This window comes from Stenotrophomonas rhizophila (assembly GCF_000661955.1).
Classification (GTDB): domain Bacteria; phylum Pseudomonadota; class Gammaproteobacteria; order Xanthomonadales; family Xanthomonadaceae; genus Stenotrophomonas; species Stenotrophomonas rhizophila.
Map to the genome: position 1 here is coordinate 2,140,195 of NZ_CP007597.1, position 26,097 is coordinate 2,166,291.

Consider the following 26,097-nt stretch of genomic DNA (forward strand, 5'->3'; position numbering starts at 1 on the left):
GGTCATGATCCAACGCGCGTGCTGCCTTGGCCTGGCCGCCGTGATGGGGCTGGCGGCGTCGCCGCCGGCTACCGCCGCCGCCGGGCGCGACAGCGCGTCGGTGGTGGCCAGTGAAACCTGGGTGCGATTGCCGCCGCCCGCCGCGGCCGTGGCAGCCGGCTACGTGGAGCTGGACAATGGCGGCGCCGCCAACCGCCTGGTGGCGGCCAGCGCGGCGGGCTTCGGCCAGGTGCAGATCCATGCGATGCGCATGGACGGCGAGGTCATGCGCATGCAGGCACTGCCCGAAGGCCTGCCGCTGCCGGCAGGGAAGATCACTTCGCTGCGGCCCGGCGGCTACCACCTGATGCTGATGATGCCCAAGCGCCCGCTGCAGGAGGGCCAGCACGTGCGGGTGCGCCTGCAGTTCGCCCATGGCGACGCGCTGCCCGTGGAGTTCGTGGTGCGCGATGGCATGGGTGGGCCCGCCAGCCAACACGGAGCCAACCGGTGATGCGCGGCGCGCTGGCGGCGTTGCTGGGCGGCCTGCTGCTGGCCGGCTGCGGCAGCGCGGACGCGCCGATCATGGGCCAGGCCGCCTTGGATGCGGTGGCATTGCAGGCCAGTGATGGGCGCACCCTTTCAATCCGGGACCTGCGTGGCAAGCCGACGTTGCTGTTCTTCGGCTTCACCCACTGCCCGGAAGTGTGTCCGTTGAGCCTGCTAAAGGCGGTGCAGCTCAAGCGCCGTCTCGGGCCGCTGGGGGAGTCGCTGCAGGTGGTATTCGTGACCATCGATCCACGGCGCGATACGCCTGCCCACCTGCGCGAGTACCTGGCCGCCTTCGATCCGACGTTCATCGGGTTGAGCGGCGATGAGGCAGGCACCCGTGCCATCGCCGAAAGCCTGCGGGTCAGCTACCGGCAGGTCGGCGAGGGCGATGCGGCGACCTTCGAACATACCGCGTCGTGGTTCCTGCTGGGCGCCGATGGCACGTTGCAGGACGTGCTGGGCTATGCGCTCACCGATGCGGAGATGGACGCCCGGCTGCGCGCGAAACTGACGGTGCCCGGCGCGTGAGCCGCCGGGAATGAGCACTGCCGGAGCTACAGCGCCACGCAGCGATGCCGTGCTGCTGCTGGCATCGGCCGGCTGCGCGCTGACGGTGCTGGACACCAATGTGGTCGGGGTGGTGCTGCCCACCATCGCACGCGACCTGTCGGCGTCGTTCGCGGACATCGAGTGGGTGGTCAGCGCCTACGTGCTGTGCTTTGCCTCGCTGCTGCTGCCCGCCGGCACCCTGGCCGACCGCATCGGTCGGCGGCGCCTGTATCTGATCGGCCTGGTGCTGTTCGCGCTCACCTCGGTGGCCTGCGGGTTGGCAGCGCAGGCGGGTGCGCTGTACCTGGCGCGGGCCGGGCAGGGTGCGGCGGCGGCGTTCATGCTGGCCCCGGCGCTGTCGCTGATCGGCCATGCCCACCAGGACCCTGCGCGACGCGCACGGGCCTGGGCGATATGGGGCGCGATCATGGGCCTGACCATGGTGCTGGCCCCGTTGATCGGTGGGGCGATTGCCACCTGGTTGGGCTGGCGGTGGGCCTTCCACATCAATCTGCCGTTGTGCCTGCTGCTGGCGGCGATGAGCGGGCGTTTCGTGCCCGAATCGCGCGACCCCGTGCGCCGTCGCATCGATGTGGCCGGCGTGGTGCTGTTCGCCGGCAGCATGCTGTCGTGGACGTGGGCACTGATCCGCGGCCCGGTGCAAGGCTGGACCAGCATCGCCGTACTGCCGTGGCTGGTGTCCGGCGTGGTGCTGGGAGCCGCCTTCATCCGCGTTGAGCAGCGCCGCGCCCAGCCGATGCTGGACCTGCGCCTGTTCCGGATACCGGCGCTGGTGGGCGCGGTGATCGCGATGTTCGCCTACGCCGCCGCGGTGCAGGTGATGGCGTCGCTGCTGCCGTTGCTGCTGCAGAACGTGCGCGGCGACAGCGTGCTGCTGGCCGGCCTGCACATGCTGCCGTTCGCGCTGGCGATGCTGCTGCTGCCGTTCCTTGGCCGGCGTCTGGGCGCGCACTGGGATACGGGAAAGATCCTCGCGCTGGGGTTGGGCGTGGCCGTGCTCGGCAACCTGGGCATCGCGCTGTCGTTGTGGCAGCACAGCGGGCCGGGGCTGTTGGTGGCCATGGCGGTGCTGGGCAGTGGCGGCGGCCTGCTCAACGGTGAAACGCAGAAGGCGATCATGAGCGTGATTCCCCCGGACCGCGCCGGCATGGCCTCGGGCATCAGCACCACCGCGCGCTTCTCCGGCATCCTGATCGGGTTTGCGACGTTGGGGGCGGTGCTGTCCAGCCATGTGCGGGCCGCCGCCGAAGCCCGCTTGGCCGCGGCCGGCCACCCGGTCTCGCCGGCGTTGCTGGAACGGGTGGTGGTGGGCGAGTTGTCGACGTCGACGGATGCGCTGGGTGTGCTGGCACGCGCGGCCTATGCGCAGGGCGCCGGCTACGCGTTCGTCGCCGCCGCACTGATGGCCCTGCTGGCGATGCTGGTGACGCGGTGGTTGATGCGCCTGCCGCCCCGCTGAGTGTCGCCCACAGGACGGCAACCACTGCCCCTGCGATCAGGGTGCCACCGCGCGCAGCGCCCAGCAGGCGGCGACGAATTCAACGCGGTCGCCCTGCACGAACGGGGCAAAGGCCTGCTCCACCACCTGCAGCACCCGCGTACGCAGCGCCGCGTCGATCTGCGGATCGCGCAGCATCCCACCCACCGGCCCCAGCAACGACACGTACCGGTGCAGGTCGGCGGTGCGGATGCTGCAGACCTGGTCCACCGCCGTCACCTCGATATCGCGCCAGCCACCGTCGGCCAGGATGTCGAGCACATGCTGACGATCGGCGAAGGCGAACTGCCCCGGGCCGTCGGCCGTGCGCGGGGGCAGCGCCAGCAAGGGCGCGGCGGCGCGTTCGGCGGTGGTCAGGAACGGGTTCTCGGCGGCACTGCGCCAGGCCAGCGCATGCAACGTGCCGCCGCTGCGCGTGGCCTGAAGCAGGTTGGCGAAAGCCTGCACCGGGTCGTCGAAGAACATCACCCCGAAGCGCGAGACGATGCGATCCAGGCGGGCCGGCGCAAAGCGGTGCCGCTGCGCATCGCCCACCGCGAAGTCGATCTGCAGACCCGCCGCGGCGGCGCGTTCCACCGCACGGGCGATCATCGGCGCGGAGATGTCCACGCCACTGCAGTGGCCGCCTTCGCCGAGCCGGGCGGCGATGGCCAGGCACACCGCACCGGTGCCGCAGCCCACGTCCAGTACATGTGCGGGCTGGCCTGCCGGAACAGCCCCCGCAAGCTGTTCGGCCAGCGGCGCGAACATGCCGTCCAGCAGCGCTTGTGCCTCCACCCATACCTCGCCGGAGGGGCCGTTCCAGAGGGCGTGTTGAGGGGTATCGGTCATGACGGTCTCGATCTGGGCTTGCCAGCAGGGAAGGGAGCCCGCACTCTGGCACTTCAAGTGCACTTGAGGTCAAGCGATGCGCGAGCTGGATATCGCCGAGGTGGCCCGCCGCTCAGGCCTGGCCGCATCGGCACTGCGCTACTACGAAGCGAAGGGCCTGATCCGGCCGATGGGTCGGCATGGCCTGCGCCGCGTGTATGCCGATGCGGTGCTGGAGCAGTTGGCGTTGATCACGCTGGGGCGCGCAGCGGGACTGTCGCTGCAGGAGATCGGGACGATGCTGGCGGTCGGAGACGGCACCGGTATAGATCGCACGCGGCTGGCGGCCAAGGCCGATGCGCTGGACCTGCGTATCGCGCGCATGACCGTGATGCGTGACGGTTTGAGGCACGCGGCGGCGTGCCGTGCCCCCAGTCATCTGGAGTGCCCGCGCTTTCGCGCACTGATGCGGCTCAACCGGCCACCGTATCCACCAGCAGCTTCACGTTGAGCACCAGGATGATCGCGGCGATCACCCACGCCAGCGCGATCAGCCAGCGTGGCGCGACCAACGCGCCCATCTTCGCCTTGTCCGACACGAACCGCACCAGCGGAATCACCGCGAAGGGCAACTGCATCGACAGCAGCACCTGGCTGAGCACCAGCAGCCGCGCGGTGCCCTGTTCGCCATAGATCGCGGTGACGATCACCACCGGCACGATCGCGATGCCGCGGGTGATCAGGCGGCGTGCCCACGGGGCGATGCGCAGGCGCAGGAAGCCCTCCATCACGATCTGCCCGGCCAGCGTGGCGGTCACGGTGGAGTTGATGCCCGAGGCGAGCAGGGCGACCGCGAACAAGGTCGAGGCCAGTCCCACGCCGAGCATGGGCGCCAGCAGTTCGTAGGCCTGCTCGATCTCCTGCACATCGGTGCGACCGTGCGCGTGGAAGACCGCTGCGGCCAGGATCAGAATCGAAGCATTGATGAACAACGCCAGCATCAAGGCGATGGTGCTGTCGGTCACTGCCCAGCGCAGCGCGCTGCGACGGCCGGGGTCGGTGCGCGGGTAGGCGCGGGTCTGCACGATGGACGAATGCAGATACAGGTTGTGCGGCATCACCGTGGCGCCGATGATCCCGATGGCCAGGTACAGCGCATGCGGGTTGGTGACCACCTCGGCGCGGGGAATGAAGCCGCCGAGCACGGCCTGCAGCGGCGGCGCGGCGAAGGCGATCTGGATCGCGAAGCAGGCAAAGATCACCAGCAGCAGCGCGATCACGAACGCTTCCAGCGCACGGAACCCGCGGTTCATCAGCCACAGCACCAGCACCACGTCGATGGCGGTGATGATCGCCCCGGCCAGCAGCGGAATGCCGAACAGCAGCTTGAGTGCGATGGCCGTGCCGATCACCTCGGCCAGATCGCAGGCGATGATCGCGATTTCGCAGAGCAGCCACAGGCCCAGGGTGACTGGGCGCGAGTAGTGGTCGCGGCAGGCCTGGGCCAGGTCGCGCCCGGTGGCGATGCCGAGCCGGGCCGACAGCCCCTGCAGCACGATGGCCATCAGGTTGGACAGCAGGATCACCGACAGCAGCAGGTAGCCGAACTGGGCGCCGCCGGCGATGTCGGTGGCCCAGTTGCCCGGGTCCATGTAGCCCACCGACACCATGTAACCCGGGCCCAGGAACGCCAACAGCCGGAACCACCAGTGCCCGCCGTGGGGGACGGCGACGCTGGCGTTCATGTCGCCAAGGCTGGGGCTGTGGCCGTCTGAAGACGGCCAGGCAGACGCGGTGTCGGGGCGGCGTTGGATGTCCACGGCCGCAATATAGCAGAGGCTATGTTAGTAAGGCTTTGCAATTTCCGGTCATGCCATGGCGGCCGCCGGCCACGCTTCAACGCGGGGGAGGGGGCGGGACGCGCATGCCGTGGGTGTGTGGCAGGCAGGCTTTCATCGCATCGATGAAGGCCCGCAGCCGGCTCGGAATCTGCCGGGCAGACGGGTACACCAGGTGCACGGGCAGCGGCGGTGCTTCGCGCTCGGGCAGCAGGCGCAGCAACCGGCCCGCGCGCAGCTCATCGCTGACCAGCCACGCCGACACCACCGCCGCGCCCAACCCGGCCAGCGCCGCCTGGCGCACCACGAACAGGTTGTCGGTGAGCAGCCGCGGCTGGATGTCGACCTGCAGCGCCGGACCCCCATCGGCCGCCAGCAGGGTGACGCGCTCGCGGTAGTACGTGGTCAGCGCGATCCATGGCAGCGTGCCCGGCAACGCCGGGTCGCGCACATCGGCCGTGCCGACCAGGGCCGGCGCGGCCACCGCGATACGCGGCACTTCGGCCAGCGGCACCGCGACCAGGTGCGGGGCGTCCACCGCCCCCACCCGGATCGCGCAGTCGATGCCCTCGGCGATGAAGTCGGGATGGCGGTCTTCCAGCATCCACTCCAGGGTGACCTGCGGGTAGCGCGCCAGGAACTGCAGCATCGGCTCCAGCAGCTGGGCCTGCCCGAAGGCATGCGGCACCACCACGCGCAGGCGCCCGCGCGGCACGTCCACTTCGCCGCGCAGGTCGGCCTGGATCGCCTCCCAGTCAGCTACCAGCGACTGCGCATGCACAAAGCAGCGTTCGCCGTCGTCGGTGAGCGTCATGCGGTGAGTGGACCGTTTGAGCAGCTGCAGGCCGAACAGCCGCTCCAGCGCCTGCAGGCGGCGGCTCACGGTGGGCTGGGTGGTGCCCAGCTGCACGGCAGCCGCCGACAGGCTGCCACTTTCAACGATGCGCACGAAGGTGCGCAGCAGGTCGATCCGATCGGCACCGGCGGCGCTGGTTGGGATGGTCATGCGGGGTGCGTATAGGCGATATGTGCGCCAGCCTACTACACGGGCGGATCTTCAGGGCCGATGCTGGCGCCATCGTCTTCCCCGCTTGGAACTGCTCATGTCCAGTACGCATAGCCCTGCCGTGGCACCCGCCACGCACGCCGTTGCGCCACGCCTGATCCTGGCCATGGCGGCCGGGGCCGGCTTCTCGGTCGCCTCGATCTACTACAGCCAGCCGATGCTCGGGGTGATCGGCCCAGACCTCGGCGCCGCGCCCGCGGCCACCGGCATGGTGCCCACGCTGACCCAGCTCGGCTACGCGCTGGGGATCCTGCTGCTGGCCCCGCTGGGCGACCGCTTCGACCGGCGCCAGCTGATCCTGGCCAAGGCCGTGTTGCTGGCGCTGATGCTGGCCGGGGCCGCGCTCGCCGGCAGCCTGCCAACCCTGCTGCTGGCCAGCCTGCTGATCGGCGTGACCGCGACCATGGCCCAGGACGTGGTGCCCGCTGCGGCCAGCCTCGCACCGGCGGCCGAGCGCGGCAGCGTGGTCGGCAAGGTAATGACCGGGTTGCTGCTGGGCATCCTGCTCTCACGTGTGGCCAGCGGTCTGGTCGCGCAGTGGCTGGGGTGGCGCAGCATGTTCGCCCTGGCGGCGGTCTCGGTGGTGCTCATCGCCCTGGCACTGGCGCGCGCGTTGCCGCGGTTCGCGCCCACCACCACGTTGGGCTACCCGGCACTGCTGGGCTCGCTGGTGGCCTTGTGGCGCGGGCAACCGGCGCTGCGTCGGGCGGTGTTCGCGCAGGGGCTGCTGGCGGTGGGGTTCAGCGCGTTCTGGTCGACCCTGGCGCTGATGCTGCACAGCCGCTACCAGGTGGGCAGCGCCGTGGCCGGCGCATTCGGCATCGCCGGCGCCGCCGGTGCGCTGGCCGCGCCGCTGGCCGGGCGCTGGGCTGACCGTCTCGGCAGCCATGCGGTGGCACGTATTGCGATCCTGGTGGCGCTGGCGGGCTTTGCGATGCTGTTGCTGGAGGCATGGCTGCCACGTGCGGCGATCCTGCCGCTGCTGGCGGTCAGCGCGGTGGTGTTCGATTTCGGTTTCCAGTCGGCGCTGGTGTCGCACCAGACGCTGGTCTACGGCCTGGTGCCGGAGGCGCGCAGCCGGCTCAACGCGCTGCTGTTCACCGGGGTGTTCCTGGGCATGGCCAGCGGCGGTGCGCTCGGCAGCCTGGCACTCGCGCACTGGGGCTGGACCGGCGTGGCGTTGCTGGCCACCGGTGCGGCGGCACTGAGCCTGGTGGTGCGCCGCCGCTGAGTGACGCGGCGGTCAGCCGTCGCCATCGGCCTGGGCATCGTCCAGGCTGATGATGCCGCGCTTGAGTGCCTGGGTCACCGCGTGGGTACGGTCGCGTGCGCCCAGCTTCTCCATGATGTTCTTCATGTGCGCCTTCACCGTCTGCTCGGAGATGCGCATCTGCTCGCCGATCGCCTTGTTCGAGCGCCCGGCGGCCACGTGTCCCAGTACTTCGGTTTCGCGCGGGGACAGGCTGTCTTCGACCACGTGCGCGGCGATGCTGGCCGCCAGCGTGGCGGGAATGCCGGCACGGCGACCGCCATGCACGGTGCGGATGGTGTCGATCAGCTCGTGGCGCAGCATGTCCTTGAGCAGGTACCCGCTGGCGCCCGCCTGCAGGGCGCGCACTGCCCGCACGTCGCCACGGTAGGTGGTGAGCACGATGATGCGTGCGCGCGGGTCGTGGTGGCGGATCCGGGTGATGGCCTCCACGCCGTCCACGCGTGGCAGCTGCAGGTCCATCAGCACCACGTCCGGGCGCAGGGCCAGGTACTGGGCAACCGCTTCTTCGCCATCGGCTGCTTCGCCCACCAGCCGCATGTCGGCCTGCATGCCAAGCAGTGCCGCCAGGCCATCGCGCAGCAGGGGATGGTCATCAACAACGAGCACGCCGATGGGGGCGGGCGACAGGGTCATGCAGACTCTCCAGTGAAACGCGGCCAACGCCAGCGGCGCGGCGAACGGCGGTAGATGCGGTGGCGCGGCAGGAACAGCTCCACTTCGGTACCCAGCCCCGGGCGTGACCACAGGCGCAGGCGCGCGCCCAGGCGTTCGGCACGTTCGCGCATGCCCACCAGTCCCCAATGGCCTTCGGCCATCGATTCGGGCAGGCCGCGTCCATCGTCGCGTACATGCAGGCGCAACCCACGCAGGCCGTAGCCCAGTTCGATCTCGATGGCGCCGGCGTGTGCATGCTGCAGGGCGTTCAACAGCGCTTCGCGGCCGATCAGATACACCTCTTCGGCCGCTGCGCGGCGCAACGGCAGTGGCGTGCCTTCCACGTTGAGGCGCAGCGCCGGGCTGCTGGCATCGCTGGCGCGCTCGCCGTACACCTGCACCAGCGCCGCACCGAGGTCCTGGTAGCCGTCACTGTCGTCGCGCAGCGCGCTGACCCGGTCGCGGCCTTCGGCCAGTGCGGTTTCTGCCTGCTGCATGGCCGCTTCCAATGCGGCCCTGACCGGCGGCGGGGTGTGGCTGGCCTGGCTGACCGCATGCAGGCGCAGGATCAAGCCCTGGGTGCCCTGCAACAACGTGTCGTGCAGTTCACGTGCGATACGCTCGCGTTCGGCGTGACGCTCCTGCAGCCGCGCACGAACCAGCTGGGTCAGGCGGCGACTGCGCAGGCGCATGGCCAGCAGGATCAGGGCCAGCAGCAGCAGCACGCAGGCGGCGTTGAACCACAGCGTCTGGTACCACATCGGCGCGATGCGGAAACTGCGGGTCGCCGCTACCGGGCTCCACACCATGTCCTGGTTGGCCGCCACCACCTCGAACTGATAGCGACCCGGCGGCAGGTTGGTATAGAACGCACGGGTCAGTGTGCCGGCATCCTGCCAATGCGCGTCCAGCCCGATCAGCCGGTAACGGTAGCGGGTGCGTTCGGGTCGGCTCAACGCCAGTGCCAGGTAGTCGATCTGCAGCTGGGCGGTGCCCGCGGGCAATACCATGCCGTCGCGCAGTGGCTGCTGCGTCTGCCCATGGGAGACGTCGCCGATACGCGGCTGCAGTGCGGGGCCGGCGCGTTGTGCCACGCCGGTGTCGATCCACGCCAGGCCCTGGTTGGTGGACAACCAGAGCAGGCCATCGGCCGCCAGCATCGCGCTGGGCATCGGGGTGGTCTGCACGGCGATGCCGGGCATGCCGTCGCCACGGTCGAACAGCCGCGGTTCCACCGGCCTGCCGTGCAGCACCGACTGCTCCAGGGTCGATGCGTCGATCCGCAGCAGGCCGCGGCTGCCGTTGAACCAGTAGTAGGCGGTGTGGTCGCGGACGATGCCGGTGATGCCTTCCAGCAGGCCGGGGGTGTCGGTCTGTGCCGCATGGAAGCGGTCGTCGTCGCCGAGCAGGGCCAGCCCGTTCTCGCCGGCTACCCAGATCCGCGTGCCGATCATGGCGGTGGCGGTGATCGGCCCCACCTGCAGGCCATCGGCACGGGTGTAATGCCGCCACGCGTGCTGGCGGCGTACGCGCAGCTCGCCGTCGGGATAGCCCATCAACACGGCACCGGCCGGGCCGGCCGCCAGGGTGGTGCAGGCGTGCCCGGGCAGCGCCGGGTCGCTGTCCCAACGGCCGCGAAGATAGTGCATCACGCGCTGGTCGCCGAAGCAGAACCAGGCTTCGTCGCGACCCAGTGGCAGCACTGCGCGCAGTTCGCGTGGCGCGGGCAGCCCGGGCGGGTGCAGTTCGTGCGACTGGCCATCGCGCATCAGCCGCAGCGCCTCCCAATCGACTACCCACAGGGGTTGGTCGCTGGCGAGCGCGGCGCGGTGCAGGTCGGCCGACGGCACCTGCAGCAGCGTGCGGCGCAATGCCATCGGGCGCAGGTCGGCGCCGTAGGCGAACACCTGTCCGTCGGGTGCGTGGTACAGCGTGCGCAGTGGATCGGCCGGGCCCGGCAGTGTCAGGCTGCGGACCTGATGGGCGCGGAACCGGTTGAGGCCCAGGTTGGTGCCGACCCACAAGGTGCCTTCACGATCAGCCAGCACCGGCACCGCCGTGGTCGACGCCAGCCCCTGGGCAGCATCGAAGTACTCGACCGGGGCGGCGGCCGACGCGGTGACATCCAGGCGGAAGATGCCGCCGCTGTCCACCAGGCTGCCCCACAGGCTGCCATCGGCGGCGAACCGGATGCGTTTGGCCAGCAACGCGGGCCGACGCAGCGCCTCGCGTTCGGCGGCGGGCAGCAGGCCGCGGGCATCGGCCACCGGCATGAGCCCGCGCTGGCGATCGGCCAGCCACACCTGGCCGTTGTCGCGCAGGGCCAGCGATGAGAACGGCGCAACCGGCAGCGCCAGCGGTTCGAAGCGCGCGCCGTTCGCCGGCAGTCGCCACAACCGCTGCGCAGCAATCACCCACAGCGTCCCGGCCCGATCGCGCAGCAGCCACTGGGCCGGTACATCGCCGATGCCCATTGCGGCGGTGGGTACCTGCCAGCGTTCACCGTCGAACCAGCGCAGCCCACCATCGGCGGCGGCCCACAACCGGCCGCTGCCATCGCGCTCGATCCGCGGCACCAGCCCGGGCGGCAGGCCCTGTGCCTGCGCGTAGTGGGTGAGACCGTGGCGGTCGAGCCGGCTGATCCCCGCGTTGTAGTAGGCAATCCAGAGCGTGCCGTCTGGATCCAGCGCCAGCGTGGTCATGTTCGAGGACGGGAACGTGCTCCCGTTGGGCGGCGCCGGGCGTTCGAACTGGCGCCCATCGAACCGGTACAACCCGGTGCCGGTGGCCAGCAGCAGGCTGCCGTCGGCGGGCTGGACGATATCCCAGACATCCCCGGGCGCGCCCTGGCCCACCACCCAGGCGGTGTGTTCGTACGCCGACAGCGGTGCCGCCAGCGCCGGCCATGCAGCCAGCAGGAGGCACAGCAGCAGCCAGCCGCCGGCCACGCGGCGGCGCGTGCGGGCGGGGACGGGGGCGGAAACGGCAACGGGCATGCCACATTCTCTCAGGGATGGGGGCAGCAGCTGCTTACTCTTTCGGGGCAGGCGCCGCGCCCGGCAGTGCGGTACCCCTGCCGGGCCCGTTCTGGACCGCCCCCATGCAACGACTGTTCGTGATGTTCCCCGACCGTGCGCCCGGCGTCGGTCTGGTGCTGCTGCGGCTCGGCCTGTGCGCGGCCGTGCTTACGCTGCCGATGGCGCCGACAGGCTGGCTGCAGCTGGCGTCGCTGGCGGCGGCGTGCCTGCTGCTGGTGGGCGTGTGGACCCCGCTGGCAGCGGTTGCGCTGCTGCTGATGATGGGCCTACACGCGGCATCGCACTGGGCCTGGCTGCCGCTGCCGGTCGCGTTGCTGCTGCTGGGCCCCGGCGCCTATTCGCTGGATGCACGTCGTTTCGGTCGACGCGTGCTGCGGCAGTCGCCCGGCGGCGGCAACGGGCGTGATCACCCGAAAGAGTAATCGCCGCTCCCTCCGATGGAGGGTAGGGCCATACGCATGTCGCGGCGACCATGGCACACCCCGTCGTGGAGCCCGCTGATGGCCGCTTCGTCCCCCCCGACGCCGCCCACGCCTGTCGCCTTGCCGCCCACCCAGGTGGCGGCGCTGCGGCGTGCCTTGGCCTACATCGATGCCAACCTGCAGCAACCGGTGCTGGTCGAACAGATGGCCGCCGCGGCCTGCGTCAGCCGTTTCCACCTGGCACGCCTGTTTCGTGCCGGTACCGGGATGAGCCCGACCGCGTACCTGCGCCAGCGCCGCATCGAACACGCCCAGCATCTGCTGCACGCCGGCGGGCTGAAGGTCAGCCAGATCGCCAGCAGCCTGTGCTTCTTCGACCAGAGCCATTTCGTGCGCAGCTTCCGCGCCGTGACCGGCTGCACCCCCCGTCATTTCGCCCGGCGCAGCCTGCGCCCGGGTGCCTGAATCCCCTCGATCCCAAGGAATGCCCATGAACAAGGCCACCGCCGTCGCCGGCACCTCGCTGCTGTCGCCCACCGATCACGCCCTGGTGCTGATCGACTTCCAGTCGCAGATGGCATTTGCTACCCACACCATCGACATCTCCGCGTTGCGCAACAATGCCGCGCTGATCGCCAAGGGCGCGGCCGGCTTCAACGTGCCGGTGGTGCTCACCACGGTTGCCGAGAAGTCGTTCTCCGGTCCGATGTTCCCCGAGCTGCCCGCGATCTTCCCGGGCCAGACCGTGTTCGACCGTACCTCGATGAACACCTGGGAAGACCAGCCGGTGATCGACGAGATCAACCGCATCGGCAAGCGTCGCCTGGTGCTCGCCGGCCTGTGGACCAGCGTGTGCATCGTCGGCCCGGCGTTGTCGGCGATCGACCAGGGCTTCGAGGTCTACGTGGTGACCGATGCGTGCGGCGACGTCAGCGTGGAAGCACACGAGCGCGCCGTGACCCGCATGGTGCAGGCCGGTGCAGTGCCGATCACGGCGGTGCAGTACCTGCTGGAACTGCAGCGCGACTGGGCACGCAGCGCAACCTACGACCTCACCACCGGCATCGCCCGTGACCATGCCGGCGGCTACGGCATCGGCATCCAGTACGCCAAGATGATGTTCGGCGCGCAGGAAGGCGGCCACTGAGCATGGCCGGCGCCACCGGCCTGGACCTGGCGCTGTTGCTGCTGCGCATGGCGGCGGGCGGGTTCCTGCTGCCGCATGCGCTGGGCAAGCTGTTCGGCTGGTTCGGTGGGCCCGGCCTGGCCGGGTTCGCCGACGAGCTGCGCGGCTTCGGCCTGCCGGCGCCGCGGCCGATGCCGCTGCTGCTGGCGGCGGTGCAGGTGCTGTGCGGGCTGGCGGTGCTACTGGGCTGGCAGACCCGGCCCGGCGCGGTGATCGCGGCGGTGTTCCTGCTGTCCACCGCGCTGCTGGCGCTGCCCCATGGCTGGTTCTGGATGCGCGGCGGTGCCGAGTATTCCCTGTTCTGGACGCTGACGCTGCTGGCCATCGCCCTGGCCGGTCCTGGCGCGTTTGCACTGCAGCCGTCACTGGCCGGGGCAGGGTGGCCATGACCGCCTATCCGCACCATCCCGGTCGCCGCGACCTGCTGCTGGGCGTCGGCGCAGGCCTGGCACTCGCCGCAGGCGCCGGCACCTTTGCCTCATCCCCGGAGAAACGCATGTCTTCGCTGCTCATCCGCAATGCCCGCATCACCACCCTTGACCCACGCTGCCCGCAGGCCGACGCGCTCGCGGTGGTGGACGGGCGCATCGCCGCCGTCGGCACCGAAGCGCAGGTGCGTGCCGGGCTGGACGTGGGCACCGTCATCGATGCTGGCGGCCGTCGCGTAGTACCGGGCTTGAACGACAGCCATACCCATCTGATCCGCGGTGGCCTCAACTACAACCTGGAACTGCGCTGGGACGGGCTGCGCTCGCTCAGCGATGCGATGGCCATGCTGAAGGCGCAGGTGGACAACACGCCGGCCCCGCAATGGGTGCGTGTGGTGGGCGGGTTCACCGCCGAGCAGTTCGTGGAAAAGCGGTTGCCCACCCTGGCCGAGCTCAACGCCATCGCGCCGGACACGCCGGTCTTCCTGCTGCACCTGTACGACCGGGCGCTGCTCAACGGCGCCGCGCTGCGGGCCTGTGGCTATGACCGCAACACGCCGGACCCGCCGGGCGGTCAGATCGCGCGCGACAGCCTGGGCACTCCCACCGGCCTGCTGCTGGCCAAGCCCAACGCGCTGATCCTGTACGCCACGCTGGCCAAGGGACCGCGCCTGCCGATGGAGTACCAGGCCAATTCCACCCGGCATTTCATGCACGAACTGAACCGGTTGGGCATCACCTCGGTGATCGACGCCGGGGGTGGCTTCCAGAACTATCCGGAGGACTACCAGGTCATCGAGCAGCTGCACCGCGACGGCGAGCTCACCGTGCGCATCGCCTACAACCTGTTCACCCAGAACAAGGGCAAGGAAAAGCAGGACTTCCAGCACTGGAGCGAGATCGTCGCCCCGCGCCAGGGCGATGACCTGCTGCGTCACAACGGTGCCGGCGAGATGCTGGTGTTCTCCGCAGCCGACTTCGAACTGTTCAACGAGCCGCGCCCGGAACTGCCGCCCGGCATGGAGCCGGAGCTGGAAGAGGTGGTGCGGCTGCTGGTCGAGAAGCGGTGGCCGTTCCGCATCCATGCCACCTACGACGAAAGCATCGACCGCATCCTGGATGTGTACGAGCAGGTCAACCGCGAGATTCCGTTCGACGGCCTGCACTGGTTCATCGACCACGCCGAGACCATCACCCCGCGCAACATCGACCGCATCCGCGCGCTCGGTGGCGGGCTGGCCATCCAGCACCGCATGGCCTACCAGGGCGAGGCGTTCGTGCAGCGTTATGGCAGCGAAGCGGCACGCCACACCCCGCCGGTGCGGCGCATGCTGCAGGCCGGCGTGCCGGTGGGCGCAGGTACCGACGCCACCCGCGTGGCGAGCTACAACCCGTGGGTGGCGCTGTCGTGGCTGGTCACCGGGCGCACCGTGGGCGGGTTGGCGCTGTATGGCGAGGAGAATCTGCTGGAGCGCGAGGAAGCGCTGCGGCTGTGGACGCAGGGCAGCGCGTGGTTCTCGGGCGACGAAGCCCACAAGGGCACGCTGGGAGTCGGACAGCTGGCCGACTTCTGCGTGTTGTCCTCGGACTTCTTCGCGGTGGACGATGCCGCCATTGCCGATATCACCAGCCTGCTGACCGTGGTGGGCGGGCGGGTGGTGTACGGCGACGGCGACTTCGCGCCGCTGGCCCCGGTGCTGCCGCCGGCCATGCCCGATTGGTCGCCGGTCAACCGCTTTGGCGGCTACCACGTAGGCGGCGCGGCGACCGGGCTGACCGCGCACGCGCATGCCCACGCGGCAGGCGGCTGCCGCACCCATGGCGCGCACGGCCATGCCGCCGCACACGCCGTGCCCACCGATGCGCCGAATGCGTTCTGGGGTGCATTGGGATGTTCGTGCTTCGCCTTCTGACCCTGGGCCTGGCCGCTGCGTCGCCGGCGCTGGCCTGCGAGGCGGACGGCCGCGGCCAGTGCATGGCGCTGGACGGCGGTGGTGAGCTGCAGATGGATGCCTCGCTGCGTCTGCGCAGCATGTATTACGACCCGACCCGCTTCGGCGTGCAGGGCGGGCAGGAGGACGGTTACGGGCTGCTGCGGGCGCTGGCGTCGATCCGCGCCCAACGCGACGGCTGGCAGGCCGTGGCGCAACTGGGCGTGCATGCCGAGCAGGGACGCCGCGGGGGTGCCGGTGGCACCGACCGGGGTGCGCTGGATGTGCAGCAGGGCTACGTGCACTGGCAGGGCGAACACGTTGGCTGGCAGCTGGGCCGCCAGGAGGCCGGCTACGGCAGCTCGCGGCTGCTGTCGGTGCGCGACGGGCCGAACATCCGGCTGGCGTTCGACGGCGTGCGCGGCCGCTGGCGCGCGCCGCGCTGGCAGCTGGACCTGATGGCGCTGCGCCCGGTCGACAACCGGCCCGGTGCATTCGATGACCGCAGCGACCACGGCCAGTACCTGCTGGGCGGGTATGCAACGCTGCAGGGACGCAGCGCGGGCAACGGTCTGGACCTGTACCTGCTGGGCTATGGTCGCGACGATGCCCGCTTTGCCGGTGCCCAGGGCGACGAGCGGCGCACGACCCTTGGGGCACGCTGGTTCGCCCGGCAGCCACGCTGGGATGCCAACGTCGAACTGGTGGGGCAACGCGGCACCCTGTCCGGGGCGCAGGGTGACCTGTCCATCCGCGCGTGGACGCTGGCCAGCGATACCGGCGTGCGCTGGTCGCAACGGACCTGGCAACCGCGCCTGGGCGTGAAAGTGGACATCGCCAGTGGCGACCGCACGCCCGGTGATGGCCGCCTGCAGACGTTCAATGCGCTGTATCCCAAGGCGGCGTACTTCAGCGAGGCCAGCCTGTTGGCACCGGCCAACCTGATGGACGTGCAGCCGACCCTGACCCTGACCCCGCATCCGGCGATCACCACCGAATTCGGCTGGCAGCTGGCGTGGAAGCATCGCCGCGCCGATGCGATCTACACCACCCCCGCGCCACTGGCCGCGCTGCCGGGCAGTGCCGGCACACCGCGCCGGATTGGGCAGCAGTTCAAGTGGGAAACCACGTGGCGGGCAAGCCCGCAGTGGCAATGGCAGGCGCAGTTGGCCTGGTTCGAGGCCGGTCCCGGCCTGCGCGCGGCCGGTGGCCGCGACACTTTGTTTGCATCGATGGTAGGAGCGTGGCAATGGTAAGCAACAACGAGGGCGCCGCACCCGGCGCATGGTCGCCGCTGAAGATCGGCCTGTTCCGCGCGATGTGGCTGGCCATCCTGGGCAGCAACGTGGGCACCTGGATCAATGACGTGGCTGCCGCCTGGGTGATGGCCGAGCGCACCGGGTCGCCGTTGATGGTGGCGCTGGTGCAGTCGGCGACCACGGTGCCGGTGGTGCTGCTGGCGCTGGTGGCCGGCACCCTGGCCGACATCGTCGACCGACGCCGCTACCTGCTGTTCACCCAGGGCTGGATGCTGCTGGTGGCGGCCACGCTGGCCACGTTGACGGGGCTGTCGATGCTGACCCCCGGGTTGCTGGTGGCGCTGACCTTCGCGATGGGCTGCGGCGCGGCGATGGCGATGCCGGCGCAGGCGGCGATCGTGTCCGAGCTGGTGCCACGGCCGATGCTGGCTTCGGCGGTGGCGTTGAATTCGATCGGGATCAACATTGCGCGCTCGCTGGGCCCGGCCATTGGCGGGTTGATCGTGGCGCAGTTGGGGCCAAGCTGGGCGTTTGGTCTGAATGCGCTGAGCTTTGCCGCAATGCTGATCGTATTGACCCGCTGGACGCCGGACGCAGCGGCCTCCACGCTGCCGCCGGAAGGCTTCGGTGCGGGACTGCGCGCGGGCCTGCGTTATGCACTGCGCGCCGGCCGCCTGCAGGCGGTGCTGGTGAAGTCGGCCGGGTTCTTCTTCTTCGCCAGTGCGGTGACCGCGCTGCTGCCGCTGGTGGTGCGTGGGGAGATGCACGGCGGCGCGGGCCTCTACGGGATCCTGCTGGGCTGTATCGGCATCGGTGCGGTGACCGGCGCGCTGGTGCTGCCGACGCTGCGTGCGCGCATGGACCGCGACCTGTTGGTACTGCTGGCCACGCTGGCCTGCGCGCTGAGCCTGTTCGGGCTGGCCTGGCTGCGGCACATGGCGCTGTTGCCGGTGGCGATGCTGATCAATGGCTTTGCCTGGATCACGGTGCTGTCCTCGCTGCAGATCGCCGCGCAGACCGCGGTGCCGCCGTGGGTGCGGGCGCGTGCGTTGTCGCTGTACATCATGGTGTTCTCGTTGGGCATGGCGGCCGGCGGCCTGAGCTGGGGCAGCATTGCCCAGCGCACGTCGATCCCGCTGGCGTTGACGATCGCCTCGGTTGGCGCGGTAATCGCCGGGCTGCTGGTGTGGCGGGTGCGCATCGCGGGCAGCGAGGAGCTGGACCTGCGTCCCGCCGGCTACTGGCCAGCGCCCGAGCTGGCGGTGCCGGTGTCGCATGATCGCGGTCCGGTGCTGGTCACGGTGGAGTACCGCATCGCCGATGCCGACCGCGCGGCGTTCCACGTGTTGATGGGGGAGCTGGGTCGCACCCGGCGCCGCGACGGCGCGGTGCTGTGGGGCGTGGCCGAGGACGTGGCTACGCCGGGCATTCACCTGGAGTATTTCGTGACCAGCTCCTGGGTGGAACATCTGCGCCAGCATGAGCGCGTGACCGCTGAAGACCGCGATCACCAGCAGAAGGTGCGGGCGCTGCACCGCGGCGAGCACGCGCCGATCGTCAGGCATTTTGTGGGTGGTCATGGCGCGCTGCCGCCGTTGAAGCACTCGCACGAACTGGGCTGACGGGCGGATACAAAAAAAGGTTCTTCCCACCTCTGAGGGGAGAGCCTTGTTGCAAGGGCCGTCACAGAGTGCGCACGACGGTACGCGGGTGCTCGGGTGTGCGGGCGCCGCGGCTGGCGTCTCCGATCGGGCCGGTCGCGAGCGTGAGGGCCCCGTAGCACCCGGTAGGCCCCTGGTGCAAATGTCCCCCGGCCGCGTGGCGGCCTCCTCCTTTATTTTGCCCAGGAGCCTACCGGCCGCTACGGGGCTCAGCTTGCGGTAAGCAGGGGAAGCCAGGCTTTTCTGGCGCTGTCGGTGGGTCGGGCGCTGGGTCCCCATGCCCTTGGAGGCGAAATAAAGGAGGAGGTGGCGGCCGCAGGCCGACGCCGGGGGACATTCGCCGGAAAGGGCATGGGGACCCAGCGCTCGACCCGCCGCCGGCTGCGCCTGGAAAGCGTCGTGGCACGTTTCTGCTTGGGAGGATGACCCGTCCTGCCATAGGTTGACACCTGTGGCGGATGAATCGGCCGCCGTCAGGCGGCCAAGGACGCCCGATGCACTGCATCGGGCGTCTGCATTTTAAGGGACAGGTGCGGCCGCTCGGCGTTATAGATCGCCACCGACTCGGCCACCATCTGCCGTGCCTGCGCCAGGTCCCGAGGGCGATGCAGCAGGAATTCGCCTTTCAAGATCCCATTTACCCGTTCTGCCAACGCATTCTGGTAGCAGTCGTAGCCGTCGGTCATCGAGCAGGTTACGCCGTGCGCGGCGTGGATCTTCTGGTAGTAATCCGAGCAGTATTGGATACCTCGATCGGAGTGGTGGACCAGTTGTTGACGCGTTTTTCGTCCTTTCAGCGCCATCTGCAACGCCTGGGCAACCTGCTCGGTCTGCAGCGTGTCGTGCACACTCCAGCCAACGATCTTGCGTGACCAAGCATCCGTAATCAGGCTCAGATAGACGAATTTCCCTTGCGTTGGCAGGTAGGTGATGTCGGCGACCCACACCTGCTCGCAGCCGGTGGGTACCACGCGCCCCTCGCCAGCTTTGAGCAGGTTGGGGTGCCGCCGGAAGCGGTGATGGCTGTTGGTTGTCTTGTGATATGCGCGCCGCATGGGCACCAGGAGCCGGGCATCACGAAGGACACCAAACAGGCGGTCCCGCCCCATCGCTATCCCCGATGCCTGCAGTGCCGGCCTGATCAGACCGTGGAGCTTGCGGGTGCCGATGCGTGGCTGACGGGCCCGATAGCCACCCACCAAGGCGATCGCCCGCGCGCCCTCGACCAGCTGCTGTTGTTGGCGATGGCCGGCTTTGTAGTACGCCTGCCGACTAATGCCGAAATGTCGGCAAGCCCTTGCCACGCTTAGGCCTTGGAGGCGCCCTTGCGTGAGGACTTGCCGGAAGGCTTTTTTACGATGCGTACCCCGTAGTCCTCTTTGAGGACATCGACGATGGCTTCGAAAAGCTGCGCTTTCTCGTTGGCTTCCCGCAGTTGCACCTGCAAGGCCTTGATCTGTTGTTCCGGCGTCAGCGGCTTGCCCGCCCCGCTTTTGGGTGAAGTGGTCATGGGGGCAGATGATGCACCACCCGACCAGTCCTGCCGACCATGTCGGCGAAGCCACTTCAGCACGGTACTGCTGCCTTGGATGCCGTATCGATCCTGGGCCTGACGATAGGTCAGCTCCCCACGCTCGATCTGGTCGACCACCGCCAATTTGAAGGCCAGCGAGTAATCCCGCTGGCTGCGCCTGAGTGTTGAATCCATTGAACATTCCTCTTCCTGTGGGAAAAGGTGTCAACTCAATTCAGGACGGGTCAGGAAAACAAAAAAAGGCGCCGGGCAGAACCCGGCGCCCCGCGTGGCGATCGCGGCGTTGGGTCAGGCCTTGGCGAAGGCCAGCAGGTCCTGGTTGAACTGATCGGCGTGGGTCACGGTCAGGCCATGCGGCGCGCCCGGGTACACCTTCAACGTGGCATTGGCCACGATCTTCGCCGACAGCCGGCCCGACGCATCGATCGGCACGATCTGGTCGTCATCGCCATGCACCACCAACGTCGGCACGTCGATCTTCTTCAGATCCTGCGTGTAGTCCACCTCGGAGAACTCGCGGATGCAGTCGTACTGCCCCTTGTGACCGCCCTGCATGCCCTGCAGCCAGAATGCGTCGCGCATGCCCTGGCTGACCTTGTGACCGTCACGGTTGGCACCGAAGAACGGCGTGGTCAGGTCCTGGTAGAACTGCGAGCGGTCGGCCGCCACCCCGGCGCGGATGCCGTCGAACACGCTCATCGGCAGGCCGCCCGGATTGGTGGCGCTCACCACCATCTGCGGCGGCACGGCACCCACCAGCACGGCCTTCGCCACGCGCTTGCTGCCGTGGCGGCCGATGTAATGGGCGATCTCGCCGCCGCCGGTGGAGTGGCCCACCAGGATGGCGTCCTTCAGGTCCAGCGCTTCGATCAGCGAGGCCAGGTCGTCGGCGTAGGTGTCCATGGTGTTGCCGTCCCAGGTCTGCGTGGAACGACCATGGCTGCGGCGGTCATGCGCGATCACGCGGTAACCGTGCTGGCCCATGAACAGCATCTGCGGGTCCCAGGCGTCGCTGCTGAGCGGCCAGCCATGGGCGAACACGACCGGCTGGCCGTGGCCCCAGTCCTTGTAGAAGATGCGGGTGCCGTCTTTGACGGTGTGGTAGCTGCTCATCTGGGTATCTCCGGTGGGGTGGGGGTAGGGGTGGGAAACAGCAGGCCCCGAGGCAAACGCCTGGCCTGGCAACGCAGGCAGCATCAACGCTGCCGACACGGCCATGCCGGTGGCCAGGAACTGCCGCCGGGTGGGATCGCCAGGGCGATCGGGAAGAAATGACGACATCGGATCGGTCCAGTGGGGGCCGCGGCGAAAGGCCGGGCGGCGCCAGTAAAGCGCTGGCGCACCCCCTCGCGATTGCACCGGTGTGCCCGATCATCGGGGCCATGCCACCGCCTTAACCGGTAACCGCGTATCGTCATCGCTCTTTGAGTTGGAGTGGATGCATGCGTTGGATCGTGTTGTTGGCCGCATTGGCCATGCCGGTGGTGTCGTGGTTCTCGCAATCCGGCGCATTCGGCCCGACCAATGGCGCGATTTCCGACCGCTATCCGACCCTGTTGGTCGCTGCGGGCTACGCGTTCGCGATCTGGGGCGTGATCTTCCTGTGGGACGTGGTCTTCGGGCTGTGGCAGCTGCGCCGGCGCCGCCCGGACCTGCCCGGCGTGCGTGGCTGGGCGGCGGCGGGCTTCGCGCTGACGGCCGCGTGGATGCCGGTGTTTTCCAACCAGTGGTTCCTGCCCGCGCTGGCGATCATCTGGGCTGCGCTGGTGTGCCTGTTGATGGCCGCCGTGCGCGCCGCCCCCACCGACGCCACCGGCGGCCAGCGCGCCTGGGCGGCATATCCGCTGGCGCTGCATGCCGGCTGGCTGACGATGGCCGCCTTCCTCAACACGGCCCAGGTGATCGTGGCCTACCAGTGGCTGCCCACCGCCGACATGTTCGGCTGGAGCGTGGTGCTGCTGGCCCTTGCCACGGTGCTGGCCTGGGCGATGAACCAGCGCCTGCGCGGGCATTTCGCGTACCCGGCGGCCGTGGTCTGGGCGCTGGTCGGTGTGTACGTGAAGCAGTCGGGCTGGCGCCTGCCCGGTGCCGATACCGTGTCGGTGCTGGCGCTGGCGGTTGCCGCGCTGCTGGTGCTGCAGACGTTGCTGCTGCGCACGCGGGCGTGGCGCCATCCGACCGTGCCGGTCGTGGCCGCGCACCGCCACCGACGTTGAGGTCACGCGTCTCCGGGCACCGTGTGTGCCCGTGCAAGGCCGGGCGCTGCCCGGCAATCCCCCATTGAACTGGCAACAGGAGACTTCCATGCGCGCTGCATTGCATGACACCTTTGGCGATCCCACCATCGTGCTGCACGGGGGTGACGTACCCACCCCGCAGCCGGGCGCGGGCGAGGTGCGTATCCGCACCGTGCTGGCCCCCATCCACAACCATGACCTGTGGACCGTACGCGGCAAGTACGGCTACAAGCCCACGCTGCCGGCGGTTGGTGGCAGTGAAGCAACCGGCGTGATCGACGCGCTGGGCGAGGGCGTTGAAGGCCTGGCGGTGGGTCAGCGGGTGAGCGCCGCGTCGGTGCATGGCACCTGGGCCGAGCACTTCATCGCACCGGCGAAGATGGTCATTCCGATGCCGGATGCGATCGACGATGAAACCGCGGCGCAGCTGATCGCGATGCCGCTGAGCGCGCTGATGCTGCTGGAGTTCCTGCAGGTCCACGAGGGTCAGTGGATCCTGCAGAACGCCGCCAATGGCGCGGTCGGCAAGGCGCTGGCGATGCTGTCCAAGGCGCGCGGCGTGCACTGCGTGAACCTGGTGCGGCGCGATGCCGGCGTGGCGGAAATGGAGGCGCTGGGCATCGACAACACGATTTCCACCGCCCAGTCGGATTGGATGGCGCAGGTGCAGACGCGGCTGGCCGGCGGCTCGATCGCTGCGGCGGTCGACTCGGTGGGCGGGCGTGCCAGCAGCGAGCTGATGACGTTGCTGGGGGATGGCGGCACGCTGGTGTCGTTCGGCTCGATGACCGGCGAACCGATGCAGCTCAACTCGGGCGACGTGATCTTCAAGCAGGCCACGGTGAAGGGGTTCTGGGGCAGCAAGGTGAGCCAGGCGATGGCCCCGGACGACAAGCGCCGGCTGGTGGGTGAGCTGCTGCAGCTGGCTGCACGCGGTGGGCTGAGCCTGCCGGTGGATGGTGTGTTCGGACTGGACGAGGTGGCGGCTGCTGCCGCTGCGAGTCTGGAACCGGGCCGCAACGGCAAGGTGCTGCTGCGCCCGTGAGGGCCGGCTGGGTAGAGCCGACCGTTGGTCGGCTGTTCCGGGTCGGGCACCGCGACAGCCGACCAACGGTCGGCTCTACCGGGCTGCGCGTAACGCTTCTATTACTACGCGCATCGCGCTGGAGGATTGGCGGCGGCTGGGGTAGTAGGCGTAATAACCGTCGAACACGTCGCACCAGTCGTCCATGACGCGGCGCAGGCGACCCGCCTGGACGTGTTCCAGCACCATGTCTTCGGGCAGGTAGGCCAGGCCGGCGCCGGCCAGGGTCGCGCGCAACATGGCGCTGCTGCCGTTGAACGTCCATTGCCCGTCCACGCGCACGTTGGCCTCCTGGCCGTCTTTCTGCAGGTCCCACACCATCAGTCCGCCGTGGGTAGGCAGGCGCAGCCCGATGCAGTTGTGCGCGGCCAGATCCGCCGGTGCTTGGGGCGCGACGTGATGGACGAAATAGGCCGGGCTGGCCACGATCGCCATGCGCTGCGGGCCGCTGATCGGCACGGCGATCATGTCGTTGGCCACGCGTCCGCCTAGGCGGATGCCGATGTCGTACCGCTGCGCCACGATGTCGGCCAGGCCGTAGTCGACGGTAAGCTCCACGCGCAGGTCGGGGTAGGCCGGCAGTATCGCGCTCAGGCGTGGCCAGACAATGCTGTTGGCCGCGTGTTCGGCGGTGGTGATGCGGATGGTGCCGGCAGGATGGTCGCGGTAGTCGCTGATGGCCACCAGCTCGGCCTCGATCTCCTGCATGCGCGGGGCCACGGTGTCGTACAGGCGTTCGCCGGCCTCGGTCATCGACACGCTGCGGGTGGTGCGGGTGAGCAGGCGCACCCCGAGACGCTCTTCCAGGCCTCGCACGGTGTGGCTCAGCGCGGACTGCGAGACGCCGAGCTGCGCGGCGGCGCGGGTGAAGCTGCGCTCGCGGGCCACGGCGACGAAGACCTGCAGGTCGTTGAAATTCTCGCGGGCCATCGGCGGCGTCCGGCACGCATGTGATTCATGCCTGGCCATGATGAGTCCGGGTCACTGGTGAGCACAAGGCGCCAAGCGCTGATGATTGATGAGTGATGTTCATCTCTGCATGCGCGCTGCGGCAGGCAGTGGCGAGGTTGGCAGGGACTACAGTGGGACGGTCCGTTTTCCACGTCGAGGAGTTCCGCATGAACCTGTTGAGCAGCACGCTGCTGTCGATGGTGGCCGCCACCGCACCGGCCGACCCGGCCCCGATCCAGATCGCCCGCGCCGGCAGCACCCCATCGGCGGCAGGCCCAGCCGACTATTTCACCGGCACGGTGCGCATCGATGCGCCGTTCCAGCGCGCCGCACCGGCCCGGGTGGGCGGTGCCACTGTGACCTTCGAGCCCGGCGCGCGCACGGCTTGGCACACCCATCCGCTCGGCCAGACCCTGATCGTGACCGCCGGGGTGGGCAGCGTGCAGGAGTGGGGCAAGCCGGTGCAGGAGATGCGCCCCGGCGACATTGTCTGGATCGCGCCGGGGGTGAAGCACTGGCACGGCGCCAAGGCGACGGTGGCCATGACCCATATCGCCATCGCCGAAGCGGTCGATGGCTCACCGGTGACCTGGCTGGAGCAGGTCAGCGAGGCCCAGTACAACGGCGGGTGACATCGCGCGCCACGGGCGTTAATGTAACTATACCAGTTACATGAAATAAGGTGCGCCCGATGGATGCCTACGCCGACCCCGATGCCGTGGCCCGCTACGCAGAACGCCCACCCCGGCTGGTGCCGGGGTTCGCCGATCTGCAGCGGATGTGCACGCAGCTGCTGGCCGAATCCGCGCCGACCGATGCCCGCGTGCTGGTGTTGGGCGCCGGCGGCGGCCTGGAGCTGCGCACCTTCGCGCAGGCGCAGCCGCACTGGCGTTTCGACGGTGTGGATCCGTCGGACGCGATGTTGGCGCTGGCAACCCGCACTCTGGGCGCACACGCCCACCGTGCCCAGCTGCATCACGGGTACATCGACATAGCGCCTGACGGGCCGTTCGACGCGGCGGCCTGCCTGCTCACCCTGCATTTCGTGCCGCTGCACGAACGCGTGCCGACCCTGGCGGCGCTGCATCGGCGGTTGCGCGCGGGCGCGCCGCTGGTGGTGGCGCACATGAGCTTCGACCAGCACGACGGCGCGCGTGCGCTCTGGCTGCAACGCTACGCCGACTTTGCGATGTCCTCCGGGATCACGCCGGAGCAGGCCGAGCACGGTCGCGCCGCCGTCGCCGAGCACGTGCATATCCTGTCGCCGGCGCAGGACGAGGCGCTGCTGCGCGAGGCCGGTTTCAGCCGCGTCGAGAGCTTCTACCAGGGCCTGGGATTCCGCGGCTGGCTCGCGCTGGCGTAAGCGCCACGGCATGGTCACGCCGCGGTGGCTACGCTGGGTGCTGGTACGTATCAGGAGAACAGCATGGCCCAGGTTTTCATCATCGGCGCCGCCGGCAAGGTCGGCCGCCACCTGGTCGAACAACTGGCCACGCGCGGCCACCGCGCGGTGGCGCTGCATCGTCGCCCGGAGCAGGCGGACGCGTTGGCCGCACTGGGCGGCACACCGATGCAGGGCGATCTGACCCACACCGATGCGCAGGCGCTGGCGGCACAGATGGCCGGCAGCGAGGTGGTGGTGTTCAGTGCCGGGGCGGGCGGGGCAGGCATCGAACTGACCAACGCCATCGACGGTGCCGGGCTGGAGCTGGCCGTGCAGGCCGCCCGGCACGCCGGCATCAAACGCTTCCTGCTGGTCTCGGCATTTCCCGAGGCCGGGCGAGGCAAGGCGATGGGCGATGGCTTCGAGAACTACATGGCGGTCAAGAAGCGCGCCGATGTGTACCTGGCCGCCAGCGACCTGGATTGGGTGATCCTGCGCCCCGGTACGCTCACCGATGCGGCCGGCCGTGGATGCGTGCAGGCCGGGCTGGCCATTGCCTACGGCGAGGTGCCGCGTGCGGATGTCGCCGCGACGCTGGTGGCGTTGGTCGAACGCCCGCAGCTTACGCACCGCATCATCGAACTCACCGAAGGCGACCAACCGATCGACGCGGCGCTGCAGCAGCTGCCCGCTTGATGTGGCACAGGCGGCCCGGGCGGCAATGGTAAAATCGGCGTCCCGA

Annotated in this window: 25 protein-coding genes; 17 read left to right on the top strand and 8 right to left on the bottom strand. The window is 69.4% G+C overall.

What is annotated here, in order from left to right; all coding sequences use genetic code 11:
- Positions 1–4: 4 nt before the first annotated feature.
- From DX03_RS09195 to DX03_RS09205, 3 genes are read left to right on the top strand one after another with little or no spacing between them, the layout of a single operon-like run.
- On the top strand, positions 5–493 hold the full coding sequence (locus DX03_RS09195) for a copper chaperone PCu(A)C (RefSeq protein ID WP_051598813.1): 489 nt from the start codon (positions 5–7) through the stop codon (positions 491–493).
- Positions 493–1,059, top strand: a complete 567-nt coding sequence (locus DX03_RS09200) for an SCO family protein (protein ID WP_051598814.1) — start codon at positions 493–495, stop codon at positions 1,057–1,059. Before DX03_RS09195 ends, DX03_RS09200 begins: the two co-directional genes overlap by 1 nt.
- A gap of 10 nt (positions 1,060–1,069) precedes the next feature.
- Complete coding sequence (locus DX03_RS09205) at positions 1,070–2,560, top strand: MFS transporter (RefSeq protein ID WP_038688129.1); 1,491 nt, start codon at positions 1,070–1,072, stop codon at positions 2,558–2,560.
- Between the two features lie 36 nt (positions 2,561–2,596).
- Here DX03_RS09205 and DX03_RS09210 read toward each other — a convergent pair whose 3' ends face one another.
- On the bottom strand, positions 2,597–3,430 hold the full coding sequence (locus DX03_RS09210; RefSeq protein WP_038688131.1) for a class I SAM-dependent methyltransferase: 834 nt from the start codon (positions 3,428–3,430) through the stop codon (positions 2,597–2,599).
- A gap of 76 nt (positions 3,431–3,506) precedes the next feature.
- Between DX03_RS09210 and DX03_RS09215 the strand changes: the two genes are divergently transcribed.
- Positions 3,507–3,920, top strand: coding sequence for a helix-turn-helix domain-containing protein (locus DX03_RS09215; RefSeq protein ID WP_038688133.1), 414 nt, complete (start codon positions 3,507–3,509; stop codon positions 3,918–3,920).
- Here DX03_RS09215 and DX03_RS09220 read toward each other — a convergent pair.
- The gene (locus tag DX03_RS09220; RefSeq protein ID WP_244880214.1) at positions 3,883–5,154 is read right to left on the bottom strand and encodes an Nramp family divalent metal transporter; all 1,272 of its coding nucleotides are present in this window, start codon (positions 5,152–5,154) and stop codon (positions 3,883–3,885) included. The two genes, DX03_RS09215 and DX03_RS09220, sit on opposite strands and share 38 nt — an antisense overlap.
- Positions 5,155–5,305: 151 nt before the next feature.
- Complete coding sequence (locus tag DX03_RS09225) at positions 5,306–6,253, bottom strand: LysR family transcriptional regulator (RefSeq protein WP_038688136.1); 948 nt, start codon at positions 6,251–6,253, stop codon at positions 5,306–5,308.
- Between the two features lie 166 nt (positions 6,254–6,419).
- Here DX03_RS09225 and DX03_RS09230 point away from each other — a divergent pair, with 166 nt between their 5' ends.
- Positions 6,420–7,544: an MFS transporter gene (locus DX03_RS09230; protein WP_038692172.1), complete on the top strand. Its 1,125-nt coding sequence runs from the start codon at positions 6,420–6,422 to the stop codon at positions 7,542–7,544.
- Between the two features lie 12 nt (positions 7,545–7,556).
- Here the strand turns inward: DX03_RS09230 and DX03_RS09235 are convergent, their stop codons facing one another.
- Together DX03_RS09235 and DX03_RS09240 are read right to left on the bottom strand one after the other, a co-directional pair.
- Entirely contained in the window at positions 7,557–8,219 is a 663-nt protein-coding gene (locus DX03_RS09235; RefSeq protein WP_038688138.1) for a response regulator, read from the bottom strand.
- Positions 8,216–11,236: a sensor histidine kinase gene (locus DX03_RS09240; protein WP_081797207.1), complete on the bottom strand. Its 3,021-nt coding sequence runs from the start codon at positions 11,234–11,236 to the stop codon at positions 8,216–8,218. The genes DX03_RS09235 and DX03_RS09240 overlap by 4 nt, the downstream gene beginning before the upstream one ends.
- Positions 11,237–11,340: 104 nt before the next feature.
- Between DX03_RS09240 and DX03_RS09245 the strand changes: the two genes are divergently transcribed.
- From DX03_RS09245 to DX03_RS09275, 7 genes are all read left to right on the top strand, one after another.
- Positions 11,341–11,700 carry a hypothetical protein gene (locus DX03_RS09245; RefSeq protein WP_051598815.1) on the top strand — a complete coding sequence of 120 codons (360 nt, stop codon included), beginning with the start codon at positions 11,341–11,343 and terminating at the stop codon, positions 11,698–11,700.
- 78 nt (positions 11,701–11,778) lie between these two features.
- Positions 11,779–12,165: a helix-turn-helix domain-containing protein gene (locus tag DX03_RS09250; protein WP_081797208.1), complete on the top strand. Its 387-nt coding sequence runs from the start codon at positions 11,779–11,781 to the stop codon at positions 12,163–12,165.
- Positions 12,166–12,190: 25 nt separating this feature from the next.
- A complete protein-coding gene (locus DX03_RS09255) occupies positions 12,191–12,847 on the top strand; it encodes a hydrolase (RefSeq protein WP_038688143.1) in 657 nt (218 codons plus the stop codon).
- Between the two features lie 2 nt (positions 12,848–12,849).
- Positions 12,850–13,275, top strand: a complete 426-nt coding sequence (locus DX03_RS09260) for a DoxX family protein (protein WP_038688145.1) — start codon at positions 12,850–12,852, stop codon at positions 13,273–13,275.
- A 107-nt stretch (positions 13,276–13,382) separates the two neighbouring features.
- Complete coding sequence (locus DX03_RS09265) at positions 13,383–15,227, top strand: amidohydrolase (RefSeq protein ID WP_185753515.1); 1,845 nt, start codon at positions 13,383–13,385, stop codon at positions 15,225–15,227.
- Positions 15,206–16,501, top strand: a complete 1,296-nt coding sequence (locus DX03_RS09270; protein ID WP_038688148.1) for an alginate export family protein — start codon at positions 15,206–15,208, stop codon at positions 16,499–16,501. The genes DX03_RS09265 and DX03_RS09270 overlap by 22 nt, the downstream gene beginning before the upstream one ends.
- Positions 16,495–18,126 (top strand): MFS transporter, encoded by a 1,632-nt coding sequence (locus DX03_RS09275; RefSeq protein ID WP_038688151.1) that lies wholly within the window; start codon positions 16,495–16,497, stop codon positions 18,124–18,126. Before DX03_RS09270 ends, DX03_RS09275 begins: the two co-directional genes overlap by 7 nt.
- Positions 18,127–18,638: 512 nt before the next feature.
- Here DX03_RS09275 and DX03_RS09280 read toward each other — a convergent pair.
- Both DX03_RS09280 and DX03_RS09290 read right to left on the bottom strand, forming a co-directional pair.
- A protein-coding gene (locus tag DX03_RS09280; RefSeq protein ID WP_244880181.1) for an IS3 family transposase occupies positions 18,639–19,873 on the bottom strand; the annotation gives its coding sequence in 2 pieces (ribosomal slippage) (positions 18,639–19,522 and positions 19,522–19,873; 1,236 coding nt in all).
- A gap of 114 nt (positions 19,874–19,987) precedes the next feature.
- Entirely contained in the window at positions 19,988–20,812 is an 825-nt protein-coding gene (locus DX03_RS09290) for an alpha/beta fold hydrolase (RefSeq protein WP_038688152.1), read from the bottom strand.
- Between the two features lie 329 nt (positions 20,813–21,141).
- Here DX03_RS09290 and DX03_RS09295 point away from each other — a divergent pair, with 329 nt between their 5' ends.
- Positions 21,142–21,915 (top strand): hypothetical protein, encoded by a 774-nt coding sequence (locus DX03_RS09295; RefSeq protein WP_038688154.1) that lies wholly within the window; start codon positions 21,142–21,144, stop codon positions 21,913–21,915.
- An 88-nt stretch (positions 21,916–22,003) separates the two neighbouring features.
- Complete coding sequence (locus tag DX03_RS09300; RefSeq protein WP_038688156.1) at positions 22,004–22,981, top strand: zinc-binding dehydrogenase; 978 nt, start codon at positions 22,004–22,006, stop codon at positions 22,979–22,981.
- 75 nt (positions 22,982–23,056) lie between these two features.
- On the opposite strand, the gene DX03_RS09305 is transcribed toward DX03_RS09300, so the two are convergent.
- Positions 23,057–23,950 carry a LysR family transcriptional regulator gene (locus tag DX03_RS09305; RefSeq protein WP_038688158.1) on the bottom strand — a complete coding sequence of 298 codons (894 nt, stop codon included), beginning with the start codon at positions 23,948–23,950 and terminating at the stop codon, positions 23,057–23,059.
- A gap of 188 nt (positions 23,951–24,138) precedes the next feature.
- On the opposite strand from DX03_RS09305, the gene DX03_RS09310 reads away from it, so the two are divergent.
- The 3 genes from DX03_RS09310 to DX03_RS09320 all read left to right on the top strand — a co-directional run bounded on the left by DX03_RS09310 (position 24,139) and on the right by DX03_RS09320 (position 26,051).
- The gene (locus tag DX03_RS09310) at positions 24,139–24,603 is read left to right on the top strand and encodes a (R)-mandelonitrile lyase (RefSeq protein WP_038688160.1); all 465 of its coding nucleotides are present in this window, start codon (positions 24,139–24,141) and stop codon (positions 24,601–24,603) included.
- 59 nt (positions 24,604–24,662) lie between these two features.
- Entirely contained in the window at positions 24,663–25,334 is a 672-nt protein-coding gene (locus DX03_RS09315) for a class I SAM-dependent methyltransferase (RefSeq protein WP_038688161.1), read from the top strand.
- Positions 25,335–25,397: 63 nt separating this feature from the next.
- Positions 25,398–26,051, top strand: coding sequence for an SDR family oxidoreductase (locus DX03_RS09320; RefSeq protein WP_038688163.1), 654 nt, complete (start codon positions 25,398–25,400; stop codon positions 26,049–26,051).
- Positions 26,052–26,097 lie beyond the last annotated feature (46 nt).

Excerpts from the sequence above, each read along its gene's own strand:
- DX03_RS09315 (WP_038688161.1), top strand. The coding sequence starts at position 24,663 with ATGGATGCCTACGCCGACCCCGATGCCGTGGCCCGCTACGCAGAACGC.
- DX03_RS09195 (WP_051598813.1), top strand. The coding sequence starts at position 5 with ATGATCCAACGCGCGTGCTGCCTTGGCCTGGCCGCCGTGATGGGGCTG.
- DX03_RS09235 (WP_038688138.1), bottom strand. The coding sequence starts at position 8,219 with ATGACCCTGTCGCCCGCCCCCATCGGCGTGCTCGTTGTTGATGACCAT.
- DX03_RS09305 (WP_038688158.1), bottom strand. The coding sequence starts at position 23,950 with ATGGCCCGCGAGAATTTCAACGACCTGCAGGTCTTCGTCGCCGTGGCC.
- DX03_RS09215 (WP_038688133.1), top strand. The coding sequence starts at position 3,507 with ATGCGCGAGCTGGATATCGCCGAGGTGGCCCGCCGCTCAGGCCTGGCC.
- DX03_RS09265 (WP_185753515.1), top strand. The coding sequence starts at position 13,383 with ATGTCTTCGCTGCTCATCCGCAATGCCCGCATCACCACCCTTGACCCA.
- DX03_RS09290 (WP_038688152.1), bottom strand. The coding sequence starts at position 20,812 with ATGAGCAGCTACCACACCGTCAAAGACGGCACCCGCATCTTCTACAAG.
- DX03_RS09255 (WP_038688143.1), top strand. The coding sequence starts at position 12,191 with ATGAACAAGGCCACCGCCGTCGCCGGCACCTCGCTGCTGTCGCCCACC.
- DX03_RS09210 (WP_038688131.1), bottom strand. The coding sequence starts at position 3,430 with ATGACCGATACCCCTCAACACGCCCTCTGGAACGGCCCCTCCGGCGAG.
- DX03_RS09200 (WP_051598814.1), top strand. The coding sequence starts at position 493 with ATGCGCGGCGCGCTGGCGGCGTTGCTGGGCGGCCTGCTGCTGGCCGGC.
- DX03_RS09250 (WP_081797208.1), top strand. The coding sequence starts at position 11,779 with ATGGCCGCTTCGTCCCCCCCGACGCCGCCCACGCCTGTCGCCTTGCCG.
- DX03_RS09260 (WP_038688145.1), top strand. The coding sequence starts at position 12,850 with ATGGCCGGCGCCACCGGCCTGGACCTGGCGCTGTTGCTGCTGCGCATG.
- DX03_RS09220 (WP_244880214.1), bottom strand. The coding sequence starts at position 5,154 with ATGAACGCCAGCGTCGCCGTCCCCCACGGCGGGCACTGGTGGTTCCGG.
- DX03_RS09295 (WP_038688154.1), top strand. The coding sequence starts at position 21,142 with ATGCGTTGGATCGTGTTGTTGGCCGCATTGGCCATGCCGGTGGTGTCG.
- DX03_RS09300 (WP_038688156.1), top strand. The coding sequence starts at position 22,004 with ATGCGCGCTGCATTGCATGACACCTTTGGCGATCCCACCATCGTGCTG.
- DX03_RS09225 (WP_038688136.1), bottom strand. The coding sequence starts at position 6,253 with ATGACCATCCCAACCAGCGCCGCCGGTGCCGATCGGATCGACCTGCTG.
- DX03_RS09240 (WP_081797207.1), bottom strand. The coding sequence starts at position 11,236 with ATGCCCGTTGCCGTTTCCGCCCCCGTCCCCGCCCGCACGCGCCGCCGC.
- DX03_RS09275 (WP_038688151.1), top strand. The coding sequence starts at position 16,495 with ATGGTAAGCAACAACGAGGGCGCCGCACCCGGCGCATGGTCGCCGCTG.
- DX03_RS09310 (WP_038688160.1), top strand. The coding sequence starts at position 24,139 with ATGAACCTGTTGAGCAGCACGCTGCTGTCGATGGTGGCCGCCACCGCA.
- DX03_RS09205 (WP_038688129.1), top strand. The coding sequence starts at position 1,070 with ATGAGCACTGCCGGAGCTACAGCGCCACGCAGCGATGCCGTGCTGCTG.
- DX03_RS09245 (WP_051598815.1), top strand. The coding sequence starts at position 11,341 with ATGCAACGACTGTTCGTGATGTTCCCCGACCGTGCGCCCGGCGTCGGT.
- DX03_RS09320 (WP_038688163.1), top strand. The coding sequence starts at position 25,398 with ATGGCCCAGGTTTTCATCATCGGCGCCGCCGGCAAGGTCGGCCGCCAC.
- DX03_RS09270 (WP_038688148.1), top strand. The coding sequence starts at position 15,206 with ATGTTCGTGCTTCGCCTTCTGACCCTGGGCCTGGCCGCTGCGTCGCCG.
- DX03_RS09230 (WP_038692172.1), top strand. The coding sequence starts at position 6,420 with ATGGCGGCCGGGGCCGGCTTCTCGGTCGCCTCGATCTACTACAGCCAG.